The organism is Ferrovibrio sp. (genome assembly GCF_046297595.1).
In the GTDB taxonomy this organism is placed as follows: Bacteria; Pseudomonadota; Alphaproteobacteria; order Ferrovibrionales; family Ferrovibrionaceae; genus Ferrovibrio.
Window position 1 is genome coordinate 151,190 of record NZ_JBKBHT010000004.1, and the last position, 15,995, is coordinate 167,184.

A 15,995-nucleotide genomic window follows, 5' to 3' on the forward strand; every position below is an offset into this window, starting at 1 on the left:
GCTACGACTTACTTCTTGGCAGCCTTCTTCTTGGCGGCCTTCTTCTTGGCCTTCGGCGCCTTCTTGGCCTTCGGGGCCTTCTTCGCCTTCACAGCCTTCTTAGCCACCTTCTTCTTAGCGGCCTTCTTTTTCGCAGCAGCCATGTTCTCCTCCATGGATTTGAGTACGGTTTTCACCGCAACGAAGTTTCGGGAAATGTTTCCCGAACAAGCGTATCTGTAGCACAACGCCGCGGTATTAACCACTAAATCTTGCGTAGTACTAAAAAATCCTTAACTGCGTGGCGAATCCGCCACGCCGAGCAGCACGTCGCGCGAACGAAAAAGCATCGCTCAAGTAAAACGAAAACGAAGACTTGAGAATTTCACGACATTAAAAAAAGCCGCATGAATTGCGGCTTTTTTTAACTAGGGCCATTTCACCGTCGGCGGCATCGACATCAGGATTGCTTCGGTGTTGCCGCCGGTTTTTAGACCGAAAGTGGTGCCCCTGTCGTAGAGCAAATTGAACTCGACATAGCGGCCCCGACGGATCAGTTGATGCTCCCTTTCGGCCTCGGACCACGAATCATTGAGGTGTCGGAAGACGATTTTTGGGTAGGTTTCAAGGAACGATTCGCCGACCGATTTCGTGAACTCGAAATCGCGCTCCCAGTCGCCGCTGTCGAGTTGGTCGTAGAAGATGCCGCCCACCCCGCGTGGCTCTTCGCGATGGGGCAGATAGAAATACTCGTCGCACCATGTCTTGAAGCGGGGGTAGTAGGCCGGGTCGAAACGGTCGCAGGCTGCCTTCAGGGCGGCATGGAAGTCGCGGGTGTCGGTTTCATCCGGCACCATCGGCGTCAGGTCGGCGCCGCCGCCGAACCAGGCCTTGCTGGTGACCAGAAAGCGCGTGTTCATGTGCACCGCCGGCACTTTGGGCGACTGCATGTGGGCGACCAGCGAGATGCCCGAGGCCCAGAATCGCCCGTCCTCGGCGGCGCCGGGGATCTGCTTGCGGAATTCAGGCGAGAACTCACCATGTACGGTCGAGACATTGACGCCCACTTTTTCGAAGACGCGGCCGCGCATCACGCTCATCACGCCACCACCGCCGCCCGGGCGCTCCCAGGGCTTGCGCTCGAAGCGGCCGGCCGGCCGATCGCTGAGCGGACCGGTCAACCGATCTTCCAGGGATTCGAAAGCGGCACAGATGCGGTCGCGCAGGGATTCGAACCATTCGCGTGCCCGGGCCTGGCGCTCGGTGATCGGGGGGGGCGTCATGGCGGTGGGTCTCCTTAAATCAGGGGCGCTGCGGGAAGGCATCGAGCTGGCGCAAGGCCTCGCCCAATACCATGGCCGCCGCCGTGGCGACATTGATGGAACGCAGGCCGGGTCTCAGCGGGATCAGCAGGCGGGCATCGGCGGCTGCATGCACGTAATCGGGCGCACCTTTGCTTTCGCGGCCCAGCAGCAGAATGTCGTCCGGAGCGAAGCGGAACTCGGTATAGGGGATGGCCGCCTTCGTGGTCATCAGCACCAGCCGCCCGGCAGGGCGTTCGGCCATGAAATGCTCCCAGCTGTCATGCCGGCGGATATCGGCATGCTCCAGGTAATCCATGGCGCTGCGCCGGACCGCCTGCACCGAAAAAGGAAAGCCGCAGGGCTCGATCACATGCACCGGAACCTCGAGGCAGGCGCCGAGACGCAGAATCGTGCCCAGATTGGGCGGGATATCAGGTTCGAACAGGGCTAGCCGCATGGGGTGTTTCGATGGATCCGAGTTGAGCCGGTTTTTTCGCGGTTTGCCGGGGCGATTCCAACCCCAAGACCCCTGCGGCAACCTGTCGCATGCTTCGGGCTAAGTGCTGGACTTCCCCGACATATAGTGAGAAATATCCCCTCTCGTTTCCAAGTCCTTATTATCTATCGAGGGAGCTATGGCAGGGACAGCGACCCAAAAGGCCGGCACTGAGCCGACCCGCCGCGACTTTATTGTCGTCGCCGCGGGGGCATTCGGTGCCGTAGGGGCGGCGGCGGCCGTCTGGCCATTCATTCACCAGATGAACCCGTCGGCCGATGTGCTGGCGCTCTCGAGCACCGAGGTCGATCTGAGCCAGATCGCCGCCGGCCAGAGCGTCACCATCCTGTGGCGCGGCAAGCCGGTGTTCGTGCGGCACCGCACCGCGGCCGAGATCGAACAGGCCCGCAAGGACGACACGGCGGCTCTGCCGGACCCGCAGAAGGACGCTGATCGCGTCCAGAAGCCCGAATGGCTGGTCATGATGGGCGTTTGCACCCATCTGGGCTGCGTGCCGCTCGGCCAGAAGGGTGAATACGGTGGCTGGTTCTGCCCGTGCCACGGTTCGCACTACGACACCTCCGGCCGTATCCGGAAAGGCCCCGCTCCGCTGAACCTGCCGGTTCCGGAATACGCCTTCCTGAACGACACCCGCATCCGCATCGGCTAAGGACCCCAACCGATGGCTGACAATAATTCCGGCTTTTTCGCCAACCCCGTCGTCAAGTGGATCGAATACCGCCTGCCGGTCTTCTCCACGCTCGACCACATGGTCGGTTCGCAATATCCGACCCCCAAGAATCTCAGCTACTGGTGGAACTTCGGTTCCCTGGCCGGTCTGTGCCTGGTGATCCAGATCCTCACCGGCATCGTGCTGGTGATGCATTACACGCCGCATACCTCGATGGCCTTCGACTCCGTCGAGCACATCATGCGCGACGTGAACTATGGCTGGCTGCTGCGTTACATGCATGCCAACGGCGCCTCGATGTTCTTTATCGTGGTCTACATCCATATCTTCCGCGGCATGTATTACGGCTCCTACAAGGCGCCGCGCGAAATCCTGTGGTGGCTCGGCCTCATCATCTTCCTGCTGATGATGGCGACCGCGTTCATGGGCTACGTCCTTCCCTGGGGCCAGATGAGCTTCTGGGGCGCCACCGTGATCACCAACCTGTTCTCGGCCCTGCCGCTGGTCGGCGAGCCGATCGTGACCTGGCTGTGGGGCGGCTTCGCCGTCGACAACCCGACACTGAACCGGTTCTTCTCGCTGCATTATCTGCTGCCGTTCGTGATCGTCGGCATCGTTATCCTGCATGTTCTGGCCCTGCACCAGCATGGCTCGAACAACCCGCTGGGCATCGACACCAAGGGCCCGCAGGACCGCATTCCGTTCCATCCCTACTACACGATCAAGGATGCGTTCGGCGTTGGCGTGTTCCTGATCTTCTTCAGCTTCTGGCTGTTCTATGCCCCGAACTTCCTGGGGCACCCGGACAACTACATCCCGGCCAACCCGCTGGTGACGCCGGAGCATATCGTGCCGGAATGGTACTTCCTGCCGTTCTACGCGATCCTGCGCTCGGTGCCTGACAAGCTGGGCGGCGTGCTGCTGATGTTCGGCGCGATCCTGATCCTGTTCGTGCTGCCCTGGCTGGATACCAGCAAGGTGCGGTCGGCCAAGTTCCGGCCGATCTACAAGCAGCTGTTCTGGATCTTCCTTCTGGTTTGCATCGGCCTGACCTGGGCGGGCGGCAAACCGGCGGAGGGTTACTACCTGATCCTCGCCCGGTTCTGCACGGTGTATTACTTCGCGCACTTCCTAGTGTTGCTGCCGCTGGTCGGCTGGTTCGAAAAGCCGCTCAAGCTGCCGGCTTCGATCAGCGAACCGGTGCTGAAGGCTTAAGGCGGGGGATCGGACAATGAAAATGACAAAACTGCGTGCGATCCTCGCCGCGCTGGCACTCGGCGTGTCGGCTCCGGCTTTTGCGGCCGGCGGCGACATCGCAATCCCGCCGCATGACTGGAGTTTCGAAGGTCCGTTCGGCACCTTCGACCGCGCCGAACTGCAGCGCGGCTATCAGGTGTACAAGGAAGTCTGCGCCGCTTGTCATGCCATGAAGTATGTGGCGTTCCGCAATCTGCGCGACATCGGCTTCACCGAGGCCGAGGTCAAGGCCCTGGCGGCCACCTTCGAGGTGACCGACGGCCCGAATGACTCTGGCGAGATGTTCCAGCGTCCCGGCCTGCCGCAGGACAAGTTCCCGTCGCCGTTCCCGAACGAGAAGGCGGCGCGTGCGGCCAATGGCGGTGCCTATCCGCTGGATCTGTCGCTGATCGCCAAGGCGCGTGCCGGCGGCCCGGAATATCTGCGGGCTTTGCTGATTGGCTATCAGGATGCCCCGGCCGGCGTCGAGGTTGGCGAGGGCCTGCAGTACAATGCGTATTTCCCGGGCCATCAGATCGCGATGCCCAAGCCGCTGAACGAAGACCAGGTGACCTATGCCGACGGCACCAAGGCCAGCGTCGAGCAGATGGCGCATGACGTCTCGGCCTTCCTGATGTGGGCCGCCGAGCCCAAGCTGGAGGACCGCAAGCGGATGGGCCTGAAGGTCATGATCTTCCTGGTCGTGCTGACCGGCCTGTTCTTCGCGGCCAAGAAGCGCATCTGGGCCAAGCTGCACTAACCGGTTCTTATCCGGGCAAAAAGGCCGCCGGAAATGGCGGCCTTTTTTGTTGCGCCCGGTGGGGGGGTTTGCTTAAGTCGCGCGCGGCATTCCGGCCTTTCCGGGCCGATTCAAGACAGCAGGAGCAGCAGCCATGGCGCTCAAGGCAAAGAAGGCGGGCAAGGCGAAAAAGACGGCTGCGCGCCGCAAGGCAACCGTTTCGGCCAAAACCCGGGCATCGGTAAAAGCCAAGGCCAAGCCAGCAAAAAAGACCACCAGACGCCGCGCGATTGAACTGGAAGGCGCCAGCGCGGCAGCGGTTGGCATCGCCAAGGCAGCGGCCCGTTCGGTTCGCGGTGGTGCGAAGGCGGCTGGCATCCCCAAGCCCTATATTGTCCGGCCTGGCGAACCGGTGCGTATCGGTGTGCTGGGGGGCAGCGGTATCTATGGCATGGCTGGCCTGAAGAACACCAAATGGCGCAAGGTCTCCACGCCATGGGGCGATCCGTCGGACGAATTGCTGTTCGGGTCGCTTGATGGCGCCGATCTGGTCTTCCTGCCACGGCATGGCCGTGGCCATGTCCACTCGCCATCCGAGGTGAATTACCGCGCCAACATCGATGCGTTGAAGCGCGTCGGCTGCCACGATGTGATTTCGGTCTCGGCCTGCGGTTCGTTCAAGGAAGCCCTGGCGCCGGGCACCTTCGTGATTGTCGACCAGTTCATCGACCGTACTTTCATGCGGCAGAAGAGCTTCTTCGGCACCGGCCTTGTCGCTCATGTCTCGGCGGCGCATCCGGTCTGTCATCGGCTCGGCGACGCGCTGGAGGCAGCCGCCAAGGAAGCCGGCATCACCGTGCAGCGCGGCGGCACCTATCTGTGCATGGAAGGGCCGCAATTCTCCACCCAGGCGGAAAGCTTCCTGTACAAGAGCTGGGGCTGCGACGTGATCGGCATGACCAATGCACCCGAAGCCAAGCTGGCCCGTGAAGCCGAGCTCTGCTACGCCTCAGTCGCCATGGTCACGGATTACGATTGCTGGCACCCCGACCACGACCATGTCGATGTCGCTTCGGTGATCCGGGTTCTGCTCGACAATGCCGAGAAAGGCCAGAGCCTCGTGGCCCACGCCGTGCCATATCTGAAGCAGCGGCCGGAGCATTGCCATCAGGGCTGCGACCGTGTGCTGGACACCGCGTTGATCACTGCGCCGGAAAAGCGCGATCCGGCGGTGATCAAGAAACTCGATGCGGTGGCCGGCCGCATCCTCAAAGCCTGATACCAGGAAGGATTCCGATAATCATGCAGGGCATCAAGGACAAGATCCGTACCATCCCCGACTACCCGAAGCCGGGCATCATGTTCCGCGACATCACCACGTTGCTGCAGGATGCCCGCGGCTTCCGCAAGACGGTCGACGAAATGGTGCAGCCCTTCGCCGGCACGCGCATCGACAAGGTGGTTGGGATCGAGGCGCGTGGTTTCATCCTGGGCGGCGCCATCGCGCACCAGCTTTCGATCGGCTTCGTGCCGGTGCGCAAGCGCGGCAAGCTGCCTTCCAAGACCATGGCGCAGGAATACCAGCTCGAATACGGCATGGATGCGATGGAGATTCACGTCGATGCCATCCAGCCGGGCGAGCAGGTTCTGCTTGTCGACGACCTGATCGCCACCGGCGGCACGGCCGAGGCGGCCGTGAAGCTGATCCGGGCCCATAAGGGCGTGGTGATTGGTTGTTCCTTCATCATCGACCTGCCCGAACTGGGCGGCCGCAAGCGCCTGGAAGCGCTGGATGTGACGGTGCTGTCGCTCTGCGAGTTCGAGGGGCACTGACGGTCCTGCCATGGCGCACCATCTGACCGGGATCGATCATACCGTGCTCGCCGCCGCCGACCTGGAGGCGGCGCGGGCGACCTATACCCGGTTGGGCTTTACGCTCACGCCGCGCGGGCGACATATCGGCTGGGCCACCGGCAATTACTGCATCATGTTCCCGGGCAATTATGTCGAACTGCTGGGTATCGCCACGCCTGGGGGTTTCACCGCCGGCCTGGAAGAGACACTGAAGGCGAAAGGCGAGGGTGTTCACAAGCTAGTGCTGGGAACCGACAATGCCGAGGCGGCGCGGGTCGCCCTGGCAACTTCGGGGTTCAATCCATCTGAGGTGCAGAGCCTGAAGCGCGAGCTTGAACTGCCCGAGGGCACGGTGCTGCCGGCCTTTTCACTGGTGCATCTGCCGCCGGAGGCCACGCCGCAGGCTTCCATCTTCCTGTGCCAGCACCTGACCCCGGAATTGCTGCGGCGGCCCGAATGGCTGGTGCATCCGAATGGTGCCGAGCATCTGGCCGGCGTAGTGGTGGTGGTCGATGACCCGTCAGCGCTGGAACTGCCCTACGAGCGCCTGCTGGGTGCCGGCAGCGCCGTGCGCACCGACCGGCTGGTGGCCGCCCGCGTCGGCGATGAGACGATCCTGTTCGCCACCGCAGACGACCTGGCGACGATGTTTCCCGATCTGAACCATGCGGCCCGGCTGACGCCTTACGTGGCGGGCATGAGTTTCCGTGTGCACAACACCGAAGCGGTGGCGACCTATTTCAAGGCCGCGGGCATCGCCCATGAGCGCAGTCTGGACGGCACCGTGCTGGTGCCGGCAGAAGCCGCCCATGGCTGCTTCCTGGAATTCTCCAGCCGGCGCTAAACCGGCCTCAGAGGATCGCCTCGAAGAAAGCGAGCGTGCGGCGTCGCGCCACCGTGGCGGCACGGGCATCGTAAGTGCCGCGCTGGTCGCAGTTGAAGCCATGATCGGCGTCGTAGATATGGGTCGTGATGGCGGGATGTCTGGCCTTCATGCCCTCGGCGAGGCTAAGCGGGATCATGGCGTCGCGCGCGCCGAAATGCAGCAGGGCGGGGCAGAGCGGAGTCCGCTCGATCAGTTCGGCCCACGGGCCGCCGTAGTAGCCAACGGAAGCCGCAAGGCCGGGCACCAGCGCGGCCGCAAGCCAGGTCACGCCACCGCCATAACAATACCCCACGGTGCCGACACGCCCGGCACTGCCGGCGGAAGCGACCGCAGCCGTCACATCCTTCATGCAGTCCGACCAGTTCATCTTGCCGCGCCATTCGCGTCCCTTGGCGATGTCCTCAGGCGTATAGCCCAGGTCGATGCCAGGCTGCAGGCGGTCGAACAGGGCCGGCGCGACGCTGTAATAGCCATCGGCGGCAAAACCGTCGGTCACCGCCTTGATATGGCCGTTCACGCCGAAGATTTCCTGGATCACCACGATGCCGCCCTTGGGCGTGCCCTTCGGCTCGGCAATATAGGCGCCGAAACGATGGCCATCGGCGGCGGTGAGGCTAATCATTGCGCCCATAATCTGTCTCCTCAGGCGGGATTGCGAAACCGCATGATGCCGATACTGGTGTAACGCATCACCAGTTCGTCATTCTGGTTGAAGGCTTCGATCAGGAAGCGGCCGGAGCCGATGCCGGGTCGGCTGCGCGACGGCGTCTTCTCGACGCAGGTCATGCGCGCCCGAATTGTGTCGCCCGGCCGCACCGGCTTCAGCCAGGCCAGGTCGTCGAAGCCGGGCGAACCCAGACTGGCGTCGATATCCACCGCGGCATCGACCAGCAGGCGCATGACCGTTGCCGCCGTATGCCAGCCCGAGGCGACCAGCCCGCCGAAAGACGAACGCCTGGCGGCTTCCGGGTCGATATGGAAGGGCTGCGGATCGAATTGTTTCGCGAAGGCGATGATGGCGTCCTGGGTAAAGATGTGGCTGCCCAGATCGCGCGTGGCGCCGATTTCGATATCCTCGAAATATTGCATCCTTGCCCCTCAGGCCTGCGCCGGCCGGCGGCCATACATGCCCTTGGCCTGCATGGTCAGCACGACTTCGCCCTTCTGGTTGCGCATTTCATAGCGCGAGGTGATCACGCCGCGGTCGGGTTTGGACTGCGAGGGGCGAACCTCCAGGACCTCGCCGCGAAGCTGCAGCGTGTCACCGGGAAAAACCGGTTTTACCCAGCGCAGCTGATCGACGCCGGGCGAGCCCATGCTGGCATATTTGCCGATCATGTGGTCGACCAGCATGCGCATCATCAGGCCGGCAGTGTGCCAGCCGGATGCGCAAAGGCCGCCAAACAGCGACTGCTTGGCGGCCTCCTTGTCGAGATGGAAGGGTTGCGGATCGTAATCGCGCGCAAAGGCGATGATCTCGTCCTCGCTCACCGTGCGGGGCGGAAATTCCAGCACCTGCCCGACAGCGAAATCCTCCAAGTATTTCATGTGTTTTCTTATGTGTTAAAGCGGAAGTGCATGACGTCGCCATCCTGCACGATGTAGTCCTTTCCTTCCAGCCGCAATTTGCCCGCGTCGCGGGCGCCGGCCTCGCCCTTGCCGGCAACATAATCGCCATAGGCGATGGTTTCGGCGCGAATGAAGCCCTTCTCGAAATCGGTGTGGATCACGCCGGCGGCTTCCGGCGCCCTGGCGCCTTTGCGCACGGTCCAGGCGTGGGCTTCTTTTGGCCCGACGGTGAAGAAGGTGAGCAGGCCAAGCAGGCCATAGCCGGCGCGGATCACGCGGGCCAGGCCGGTCTCCTTCAGGCCCAGATCGGCCAGGAAAGCCTGCTTCTCCTCATCGGAATCGAGCTGGGCCACTTCGGCCTCGATGGCGGCCGAGATCACCACCATGGCAGCGCCTTCGGCATCGGCCTTGGCCTTCACGCGGGCCGAGAAGGCGTTGCCTTCAGAGGCCGAACCTTCCTCGACGTTGCAGACATACAGCACCGGTTTGGCGGTGATCAGCATCAGCTCCTTGTAGAGCCTGGCCTCGTCTTCGGTCGGCTTGACCGTGCGGGCGGGCTTGCCTTCGCGGAGTGCGGCCAGAACCTTTTCCATCACGGCCAGACGGGCCTTTTCTTCCTCGTTGCCCTGCTTGGCGCGCTTGGCGGTCTGGTCGACGCGGCGCTCCAGGCTTTCAAGGTCGGACAGCATCAGTTCGGTTTCGACCGTCTCGGCATCGGCAATCGGATCGACCTTGCCTTCCACATGGGTGATGTCGCCATCCTCGAAACAGCGCAGCACATGGCAGATCGCATCCACCTCGCGGATATGGGCCAGGAACTGGTTACCCAGGCCTTCGCCCTTCGAGGCGCCACGCACCAGGCCGGCGATGTCGACGAAGGTGAGCTGGGTGGGGATGATCTTCTGCGAGCCGGCGATCTGGGCCAGCACGTCCAGCCGCTCATCCGGCACGCCGACCAGGCCGGTATTCGGCTCAATGGTGCAGAACGGATAATTGGCGGCCTGCGCGGCGGCGGTCTGCGTCAGGGCATTGAACAGGGTCGACTTGCCCACATTGGGAAGGCCGACGATGCCGCATTTGAAACCCATATCAACTTTCCTTCGTTTTCTCTGCCTTGGGCGGCTGCAGGCGCAGGGCCACCTTGGTCATGAAGCCGGTGTCGTCGCCGCGGGCCAGATAGCCGGCTTCGGCGGCGATGGCGGTCAGCAGCGGATCGAGCCAGTCATGCTCTTCCGCTGCGAAACTCTGCAAAACGTAACCCAGCACGCGGTCCTTGCCGGGGTGGCCGATACCGATGCGCAGCCGGCGATAATCCGGGCCGATGGCGGCATCCACCGAGCGCAGACCGTTATGGCCGGCATGCCCGCCGCCGGTCTTCATACGGATCTTGCCGGCGGCCAGATCCAGCTCGTCATGCACCACCACCACCTGGGCCGGCGGCAGCTTGTAGAAATGCGCGGCTTCGCCCACCGATTTGCCCGACAGGTTCATGTAGGTCTGCGGCTTGAGCAGCAGGGTTTTTGTGCCGTTCAGCACACCCTCGGCCAGTTCGCCCTGGAAGCGTTTTTTCCAGGGCTGGAAATTATGCTGCTCGGCGATGGCATCGATTGCCATGAAGCCGACATTGTGGCGCTGGCGTTTGTGTTCGCTGCCCGGGTTGCCCAGTCCGACGAGAAGCAGCATGGCGGTTCAGCGTCCGGATGAAGATCGTGAGCGGGCCAGGGAATACCGGGTGGCGTACCAGAGGCACGCCACCCGGAGCAGGGCTTACTTCTTGGCGGCCGGCTTGGCCGCAGCAGCCGGAGCGGCAGCCTTGGCGGCCGGGGCCGCAGCACCGGCAGCCGGGGCCGCAGCAGCGGCTTCGGCCTTCGGCGCGGCTTCGTCTTCCTTGGTCGGCGCGGCGATGGTCGCGACAGTGAAGTCACGATCCTGGATCACCGGCTTGATGCCGCTGGGCAGCTCGAAGGCCGAGATGTGGATCGAGTGGCCGATTTCCATGCCGGCAAGGCTGATCGACAGCGCTTCCGGAATGTTGTCGGGCTGGCAGAAGAACTCGACTTCGTGGCGCACGATGTTGAGCACGCCGCCCTTCTTGATGCCCGGGCTCTGGTCCTGGTCGAGGAAGTGCACGGGAATGAAGATGCGGACCTTCGAGTCCTTGCCGATGCGCTGGAAGTCGACGTGGATCGGCCGGTCGCTGACCGGATCGAGCTGCACGTCGCGCGCCAGAACGCGTTCGGTCTTGCCGGCAATGTCGATGGTGAACAGGCGCGAGAAGAAGCTGCCCTTGTGCAGTTCCTTCAGCAGTTCACGGGAATCAACCGAGATCAGTTCCGGGGTCTGCTTTTCGCCATAGATGACCCCCGGCACACGACCCTTCAGTCGCGTTGCACGGGCGGTCCCCTTGCCAGCCCTCGACCTCGCCTCGGCGGCGATGGTGGTTACGTCACGCATGATTGCGCTCCTTACTTAAGTACGGCCCCGGCACCACGCCAGGTCCGTTTCCGACGCCGGCCTCCAGGGGTGCCGCGCGCCGAAACTCTGAAACTGTTTAATCGAACAGGCTGGAGACCGAAGCCTCCTCACTGATCCGTCGCATCGCCTCGCCAACCAGCGGCGCGATCGACACCTGGCGGATATTGCGCGCCAGACGGACCGCTTCGGTCGCCAGGATCGAGTCGGTGATGACCAGGCCTTCCAGCTGGCTGGCGGTGACGCGGGCCACCGCGCCGCCCGACAGCACGCCATGGGTCACATAGGCATAGACCGACTTGGCGCCATGCTTCTTCAGTGCCTCGGCCGCGTTGCACAGGGTGCCGGCGGAATCGACGATGTCATCGACCAGGATGCAGCGGCGGCCTTCAACGTCGCCGATGATGTTCATCACTTCCGACACGCCGGCCTTTTCGCGGCGCTTGTCGACGATGGCAAGGTCGGCATCCAGGCGCTTGGCGATGTTGCGGGCACGCACCACGCCGCCCACGTCGGGCGATACCACCATCAGGTCGTCGCCCTGCAGGTGCTGCTTGATGTCGGCGGTCAGCACCGGACCGGCCATCAGGTTGTCGGTCGGGATGTCGAAGAAACCCTGGATCTGACCGGCATGCAGGTCCAGCGTCAGCACACGGTTGGCGCCGGCGGCCGTGATCAGATTGGCGACCAGCTTGGCCGAGATCGGGGTGCGCGGGCCGGGCTTGCGGTCCTGCCGGGCGTAGCCGAAATAGGGCAGCACGGCGGTGATGCGGCGGGCCGACGAACGCTTCAGTGCGTCGATGCAGACCAGCAATTCCATCAGATGGTCATTCGCCGGATACGACGTCGACTGGATCACGAAAACGTCCTCGCCGCGGACGTTTTCATGAATCTCGACGAAGACCTCCATATCGGAGAAACGACGCACGCTGGCTTTGGCGAGCGGAACCGATAAATAAGCCGCAATGGCTTCCGCCAGCGGACGATTGGAATTACCCGCCAAAACTTTCATGACAGAGCTCTGTGGATGCGCCGGAGCAGGGGAGAAAAACCGCGCGGACTATAACCGCCGGTTACACTGCTGTAAACCCGGAATTATCCTTTAATTTCAGGATTTTGTGGGCGGCAGGCTGGGTGGGACGCGGCGCCGGCTCTCGATGATCTGGCTTAAGCCCTGCCAGCCGCCCTGGGCGATGATATGCGCGGTATTCCCCCAGGCCTGGCTAAGCTGGCCTTTGGGGATGCGGTTGGCCTGTTTCACGTCCCCCAAGGGGCTGCCGGCGGCATCCAGCAGAGCCCATTCGATACTCACCCGTTCCGAGGCCGGACCATCGGCCCAGACCCGGACCTTGCAGGTGATCACCAAATCCGCCCCGGCCGGATCGGGCAGCGGCGGCTGGCCAGCCAGGATGAGGATTTCCCGCATGGCCTGGCGCAGGCTGCGGTTGCCGTCGCCCGGCGCGCCTTCGCATTCCCGCACTGCCAGTTTGGTCGGGGCGGGTTCCGCCCCCTGGGCCGCGGTGAGCGTGCTTTCATTCAGGCGGGCGGCAATCGCGGCGGCCATGGTTGCGGCGGCCTGCTTCTGGGCAGCAGCGTCGCCGACCGCGAGCCGGTCGGCAGATATGCCAAGCGGACGACCGCCGGTCTGGGGCCGGCCGCCATCCAGCGAGCTTTCGCTCCAGCGCCACAGGGTATCGTTGCCGCGCGGCTCCAGGCTGACACTGAGGGTGGATGACAGCCGGCTGCGTGCCGTGGCGCTGGCAGCCACCTCCTTTTCCGCCAGGGCATCGGCCAGGGCGTCGGCCAGGGCAGCGCCTTGTCCGGCCGGCAGGCCGGTCACCGGCGGCACGAAGATGCTGGTCTCGCCGATCGGGCGCACCAGGGGGCTGGTCGCCTTGGTGCGGGAATCGGCCTGGAATGGCTGTGGCAACGGCTGGCAAGCCGCCAGGCCGGTCAGGATCAGCAGCAGGGGCAGGGCTTTAACCGAGGACACAGCTCACCATCATCGCCAGAAGGAACATCGCTAGAAAAATAAACAGGTGCGGCATGCCGTTCAGCCCGGATGTCAGACCGCCCGGATATCAGACGGGTAGTGCGATGGCCGAAACCTGCCGGCCATAATCGGTTTCTCCGGCCAGCGTCATGCGACGGTAGCTGTAGAAACGATCCGGGTCGCTGCAGGTATCCAGGTTCAAATTCTCGGCTTGCACGCCCATCCGATCAAGTCGCTGCAGCAGATAGCGCGGCAGGTCGAACTGCCAATGGCCGGCCCGCCTGCCATCGGCGAAGAAGAGTGCATTCCGCGGATCGGCTTTCAGGAATTCCTCGCGGAACGGGTCGCTCACTTCATAGGAGGCCTGCCCGATGCAGGGGCCGATGGCGGCGCGGATACGGCCACGCCGTGCACCGAGCCTTTCCATCGCCTCGATGGTGGCGTCGGTCACGCCGGCCAATGCACCGCGCCAGCCGGCATGGCAGGCACCGATCACGGCGGCATCCGCATCGGCAAACAGCACCGGCGCGCAATCGGCCGAGAGAATGCCCAGTGCGATACCGCGCTGCGTGGTCGCCATGCCATCGGCTTTCGGGCGCTGTGCGATATCGTAACCGGCATCGACCGTCACGACATCGTTGCCATGCACCTGATACAACGACGTCAGTCCCAGCGGCGCCTGCAGGTGGACGGCTACGCGGCGGCGGTTTTCCTGCACTGCCGCCGCATCGTCGCCCGAGCCGGGGCCGCAATTGAGCGAAGCATACAGCCCGGTCGAGACACCGCCTCGCCGGGTGAAAAAGCCATGGGGCAGGCCAGCCAGACTTGTGGCCATGATCGGCGCAATACCGCCGGTTGTCTGATCCAACATGGGACGATTCATGCAAATCCTGCGGGCATCGGCGACTCCGGCGGCAACAGCGCCAGGGCCTTGAACAGGGTGCCCATCGCTTCCGGGCCGGTCAACCGCTGCATGGCGCGTTCGATATCGCCATGCACGGCCGGATTGGCCTGTTTCAGCGCCGCCGCGCGCTGCCGGATGCCCAGTGTTTCCAGAAACGCGCCCTGGCTGACGGGGCCATAGACAGCGGCGCTGGCACGGCTGGCGGCCAGGGCGAAAGACGCGAAATCGACATGCGCGGTCAGATCGGCCATGCCGGGATCGCTCAAGGGGTCGGCATAAGCATGGCGATAGACCGCCTGCAGGGTTTCGCCGATACCGGGAACTGCATAGCCGTAATCCACAAACAACGCCGCGCCGCCCTGCAGGCGCAGGCGTGCGGCGATATCGGCGGCCACGGCGCGCACGGCAGGGCTCGATTCCACGATGGCGCCAGGCGGTGCATCGCGCAGAGTCGGCGGCAGCAGGTCGTCGAAGGGCAGGGCGCGCGGATCGAGCAGGAAACAGAGATTGCCGGAATCATCGAGGCCGACGCAGCGCTCATGCCAGGCGCCGTCGTCGCCGCGCTGGAACTGCCGCACCGGCAGGGCATCGAGGAATTCATTGGCCAGCACGAAGACCGGCGCATCCTTAGGGACCGCCGCGATGTCTTCGTGCCAGACGGCATCCTCGCCTTCCAGCAATTCGGCCTGCATGCCGCGCAGCCGCGCCGACGCTTCGATCAGCACCGGCCGCAGAGCCTTGCGGAACGGCGGCAGAGCGCGGATGGCACGCAGGGCGTCGCGCATCAGCGTGCCGCGACCCGGACCGAGTTCGACTAGATAACACTTCGACGGGGCACCCTGCTTCAGCCAGCAATCGGCGGCCCAAAGGCCCAGAAGCTCGCCGAACATCTGGCTGATCTCTGGTGCCGTGGTGAAGTCGCCGCCCAGGCCAATGGCCTGCTGGGTGCGGTAATAGCCATGTTCCGGATGCAGCAGACAGTCGGCCATGTAGGCCGCCACCGTGATCGGTCCCTCGGCGGCGATGCGCTGCCGCAGGATGTCGCGCAGCGGCGCGTCGGTCATGCCGCCTTGAGCCGCCGCGACCACCAGATCACGCCAATGCCGACCAGCACCATGGGCAGCGACAGCCACTGCCCCATCGTGGTGTCGCCGACCAGATAGCCGATCTGCGCATCCGGTTCGCGGAAAAGCTCGCCGACGATGCGCGCCGTGCCGTAGCCGACCAGGAACAGGCCCGACAGCAGGCCAGGCCGATCCATCGCCCTGGAATTCCAGCGCACGATGTTGAGCAGCAGGAACAGCAGCAGGCCTTCCATCGCAGCCTGATAGAGCTGGCTGGGATGGCGCGGCAGCGGTCCGCCAGTGGGGAATACCATGGCCCATGCGACATCCGGCGCGACGCGACCCCAGAGTTCGCCGTTGATGAAGTTGGCGATGCGACCGAAGAACAGGCCGATCGGCGTCACGCAGGCGATGACATCGGTGAAAGCGAGGAAGGGAGTTTTGCCGAGCCGGCAATAGGCGATCATGGCGATGATGACGCCGAGCATGCCGCCGTGGAACGACATGCCGCCCTGCCAGACCGCAAAGATTCCGGTCGGATGCTGCAGGTAATAATCCAGATTGTAAAACAGCACGTAACCCAGCCGGCCACCGAGCACGACACCCAGGGTGGCCCAGAGCAGGAAGCCGTCGATCTGCTGCGGCGTCACCGCGCTGCCCGGCCTTTGCGCGATGCGCATGGCCATGCGCCAGCCCGCCACCAGGCCGACGATATAGGCGAGCGCATACCAGCGGATCGCAAAGGGCCCGATCTCGACGATGACCGGATCGATCACCGGAAAGGCGATGGCGGGCAGGATGGTGAGCA

Annotated in this window: 20 protein-coding genes; 6 read left to right on the forward strand and 14 right to left on the reverse strand. The window is 63.8% G+C overall.

The features are described 5' to 3' along the window. Positions 1–8 precede the first annotated feature (8 nt). The 3 genes from ACK4FJ_RS12680 to ACK4FJ_RS12690 all read right to left on the reverse strand — a co-directional run bounded on the left by ACK4FJ_RS12680 (position 9) and on the right by ACK4FJ_RS12690 (position 1,740). Positions 9–143 (reverse strand): hypothetical protein, encoded by a 135-nt coding sequence (locus ACK4FJ_RS12680; protein ID WP_300302980.1) that lies wholly within the window; start codon positions 141–143, stop codon positions 9–11. A gap of 264 nt (positions 144–407) precedes the next feature. After that, complete coding sequence (gene hemF / locus ACK4FJ_RS12685; RefSeq protein WP_409767021.1) at positions 408–1,262, reverse strand: oxygen-dependent coproporphyrinogen oxidase; 855 nt, start codon at positions 1,260–1,262, stop codon at positions 408–410. Positions 1,263–1,281: 19 nt separating this feature from the next. Then, positions 1,282–1,740: a tRNA (cytidine(34)-2'-O)-methyltransferase gene (locus ACK4FJ_RS12690; RefSeq protein WP_409767024.1), complete on the reverse strand. Its 459-nt coding sequence runs from the start codon at positions 1,738–1,740 to the stop codon at positions 1,282–1,284. Positions 1,741–1,918: 178 nt separating this feature from the next. Between ACK4FJ_RS12690 and petA the strand changes: the two genes are divergently transcribed. The 6 genes from petA to ACK4FJ_RS12720 all read left to right on the forward strand — a co-directional run bounded on the left by petA (position 1,919) and on the right by ACK4FJ_RS12720 (position 7,143). Then, complete coding sequence (gene petA, locus ACK4FJ_RS12695; protein WP_409767026.1) at positions 1,919–2,449, forward strand: ubiquinol-cytochrome c reductase iron-sulfur subunit; 531 nt, start codon at positions 1,919–1,921, stop codon at positions 2,447–2,449. Positions 2,450–2,461: 12 nt separating this feature from the next. Continuing rightward, positions 2,462–3,685: a cytochrome b gene (locus ACK4FJ_RS12700; protein WP_409767028.1), complete on the forward strand. Its 1,224-nt coding sequence runs from the start codon at positions 2,462–2,464 to the stop codon at positions 3,683–3,685. Positions 3,686–3,707: 22 nt separating this feature from the next. After that, positions 3,708–4,466: a cytochrome c1 gene (locus tag ACK4FJ_RS12705; protein ID WP_409767029.1), complete on the forward strand. Its 759-nt coding sequence runs from the start codon at positions 3,708–3,710 to the stop codon at positions 4,464–4,466. A 430-nt stretch (positions 4,467–4,896) separates the two neighbouring features. Then, positions 4,897–5,724: an S-methyl-5'-thioadenosine phosphorylase gene (locus ACK4FJ_RS12710; protein WP_409767287.1), complete on the forward strand. Its 828-nt coding sequence runs from the start codon at positions 4,897–4,899 to the stop codon at positions 5,722–5,724. 23 nt (positions 5,725–5,747) lie between these two features. After that, on the forward strand, positions 5,748–6,278 hold the full coding sequence (locus tag ACK4FJ_RS12715) for an adenine phosphoribosyltransferase (RefSeq protein ID WP_409767032.1): 531 nt from the start codon (positions 5,748–5,750) through the stop codon (positions 6,276–6,278). Positions 6,279–6,288: 10 nt separating this feature from the next. Further along, positions 6,289–7,143: a VOC family protein gene (locus ACK4FJ_RS12720; RefSeq protein WP_409767034.1), complete on the forward strand. Its 855-nt coding sequence runs from the start codon at positions 6,289–6,291 to the stop codon at positions 7,141–7,143. 7 nt (positions 7,144–7,150) lie between these two features. Here ACK4FJ_RS12720 and ACK4FJ_RS12725 read toward each other — a convergent pair whose 3' ends face one another. From ACK4FJ_RS12725 to lgt, 11 genes are all read right to left on the reverse strand, one after another. After that, positions 7,151–7,816 (reverse strand): dienelactone hydrolase family protein, encoded by a 666-nt coding sequence (locus ACK4FJ_RS12725; RefSeq protein ID WP_409767036.1) that lies wholly within the window; start codon positions 7,814–7,816, stop codon positions 7,151–7,153. Between the two features lie 11 nt (positions 7,817–7,827). Beyond that, positions 7,828–8,274 (reverse strand): MaoC family dehydratase, encoded by a 447-nt coding sequence (locus tag ACK4FJ_RS12730; protein WP_409767038.1) that lies wholly within the window; start codon positions 8,272–8,274, stop codon positions 7,828–7,830. 9 nt (positions 8,275–8,283) lie between these two features. Further along, entirely contained in the window at positions 8,284–8,733 is a 450-nt protein-coding gene (locus tag ACK4FJ_RS12735; RefSeq protein ID WP_409767040.1) for a MaoC family dehydratase, read from the reverse strand. Between the two features lie 8 nt (positions 8,734–8,741). Further along, positions 8,742–9,842 (reverse strand): redox-regulated ATPase YchF, encoded by a 1,101-nt coding sequence (gene ychF / locus ACK4FJ_RS12740; RefSeq protein WP_409767042.1) that lies wholly within the window; start codon positions 9,840–9,842, stop codon positions 8,742–8,744. Between the two features lies 1 nt (position 9,843). Then, on the reverse strand, positions 9,844–10,437 hold the full coding sequence (pth, locus tag ACK4FJ_RS12745) for an aminoacyl-tRNA hydrolase (protein WP_409767044.1): 594 nt from the start codon (positions 10,435–10,437) through the stop codon (positions 9,844–9,846). An 84-nt stretch (positions 10,438–10,521) separates the two neighbouring features. Then, entirely contained in the window at positions 10,522–11,208 is a 687-nt protein-coding gene (locus ACK4FJ_RS12750) for a 50S ribosomal protein L25/general stress protein Ctc (protein ID WP_409767046.1), read from the reverse strand. A 97-nt stretch (positions 11,209–11,305) separates the two neighbouring features. Then, on the reverse strand, positions 11,306–12,238 hold the full coding sequence (locus tag ACK4FJ_RS12755; RefSeq protein ID WP_409767049.1) for a ribose-phosphate pyrophosphokinase: 933 nt from the start codon (positions 12,236–12,238) through the stop codon (positions 11,306–11,308). 96 nt (positions 12,239–12,334) lie between these two features. Further along, the gene (locus tag ACK4FJ_RS12760) at positions 12,335–13,219 is read right to left on the reverse strand and encodes a hypothetical protein (RefSeq protein WP_409767051.1); all 885 of its coding nucleotides are present in this window, start codon (positions 13,217–13,219) and stop codon (positions 12,335–12,337) included. 88 nt (positions 13,220–13,307) lie between these two features. Next, entirely contained in the window at positions 13,308–14,090 is a 783-nt protein-coding gene (gene pgeF / locus ACK4FJ_RS12765; protein ID WP_409767053.1) for a peptidoglycan editing factor PgeF, read from the reverse strand. Positions 14,091–14,098: 8 nt separating this feature from the next. Beyond that, positions 14,099–15,187, reverse strand: a complete 1,089-nt coding sequence (locus tag ACK4FJ_RS12770; protein ID WP_409767055.1) for a class I SAM-dependent methyltransferase — start codon at positions 15,185–15,187, stop codon at positions 14,099–14,101. Then, entirely contained in the window at positions 15,184–15,987 is an 804-nt protein-coding gene (gene lgt / locus ACK4FJ_RS12775) for a prolipoprotein diacylglyceryl transferase (RefSeq protein WP_409767288.1), read from the reverse strand. The genes ACK4FJ_RS12770 and lgt overlap by 4 nt, the downstream gene beginning before the upstream one ends. Between the last annotated feature and the right edge of the window lie 8 nt (positions 15,988–15,995).

Coding starts and splice junctions, on each gene's coding strand:
- ACK4FJ_RS12690 (WP_409767024.1), bottom strand. CDS start 1,740: ATGCGGCTAGCCCTGTTCGAACCTGATATCCCGCCCAATCTGGGCACG.
- ACK4FJ_RS12725 (WP_409767036.1), bottom strand. CDS start 7,816: ATGGGCGCAATGATTAGCCTCACCGCCGCCGATGGCCATCGTTTCGGC.
- hemF (WP_409767021.1), bottom strand. CDS start 1,262: ATGACGCCCCCCCCGATCACCGAGCGCCAGGCCCGGGCACGCGAATGG.
- ACK4FJ_RS12715 (WP_409767032.1), top strand. CDS start 5,748: ATGCAGGGCATCAAGGACAAGATCCGTACCATCCCCGACTACCCGAAG.
- ACK4FJ_RS12735 (WP_409767040.1), bottom strand. CDS start 8,733: ATGAAATACTTGGAGGATTTCGCTGTCGGGCAGGTGCTGGAATTTCCG.
- ACK4FJ_RS12705 (WP_409767029.1), top strand. CDS start 3,708: ATGACAAAACTGCGTGCGATCCTCGCCGCGCTGGCACTCGGCGTGTCG.
- ACK4FJ_RS12720 (WP_409767034.1), top strand. CDS start 6,289: ATGGCGCACCATCTGACCGGGATCGATCATACCGTGCTCGCCGCCGCC.
- petA (WP_409767026.1), top strand. CDS start 1,919: ATGGCAGGGACAGCGACCCAAAAGGCCGGCACTGAGCCGACCCGCCGC.
- ACK4FJ_RS12750 (WP_409767046.1), bottom strand. CDS start 11,208: ATGCGTGACGTAACCACCATCGCCGCCGAGGCGAGGTCGAGGGCTGGC.
- ACK4FJ_RS12770 (WP_409767055.1), bottom strand. CDS start 15,187: ATGACCGACGCGCCGCTGCGCGACATCCTGCGGCAGCGCATCGCCGCC.
- pgeF (WP_409767053.1), bottom strand. CDS start 14,090: ATGTTGGATCAGACAACCGGCGGTATTGCGCCGATCATGGCCACAAGT.
- ychF (WP_409767042.1), bottom strand. CDS start 9,842: ATGGGTTTCAAATGCGGCATCGTCGGCCTTCCCAATGTGGGCAAGTCG.
- ACK4FJ_RS12700 (WP_409767028.1), top strand. CDS start 2,462: ATGGCTGACAATAATTCCGGCTTTTTCGCCAACCCCGTCGTCAAGTGG.
- ACK4FJ_RS12730 (WP_409767038.1), bottom strand. CDS start 8,274: ATGCAATATTTCGAGGATATCGAAATCGGCGCCACGCGCGATCTGGGC.
- ACK4FJ_RS12680 (WP_300302980.1), bottom strand. CDS start 143: ATGGCTGCTGCGAAAAAGAAGGCCGCTAAGAAGAAGGTGGCTAAGAAG.
- ACK4FJ_RS12755 (WP_409767049.1), bottom strand. CDS start 12,238: ATGAAAGTTTTGGCGGGTAATTCCAATCGTCCGCTGGCGGAAGCCATT.
- pth (WP_409767044.1), bottom strand. CDS start 10,437: ATGCTGCTTCTCGTCGGACTGGGCAACCCGGGCAGCGAACACAAACGC.
- ACK4FJ_RS12710 (WP_409767287.1), top strand. CDS start 4,897: ATGGCTGGCCTGAAGAACACCAAATGGCGCAAGGTCTCCACGCCATGG.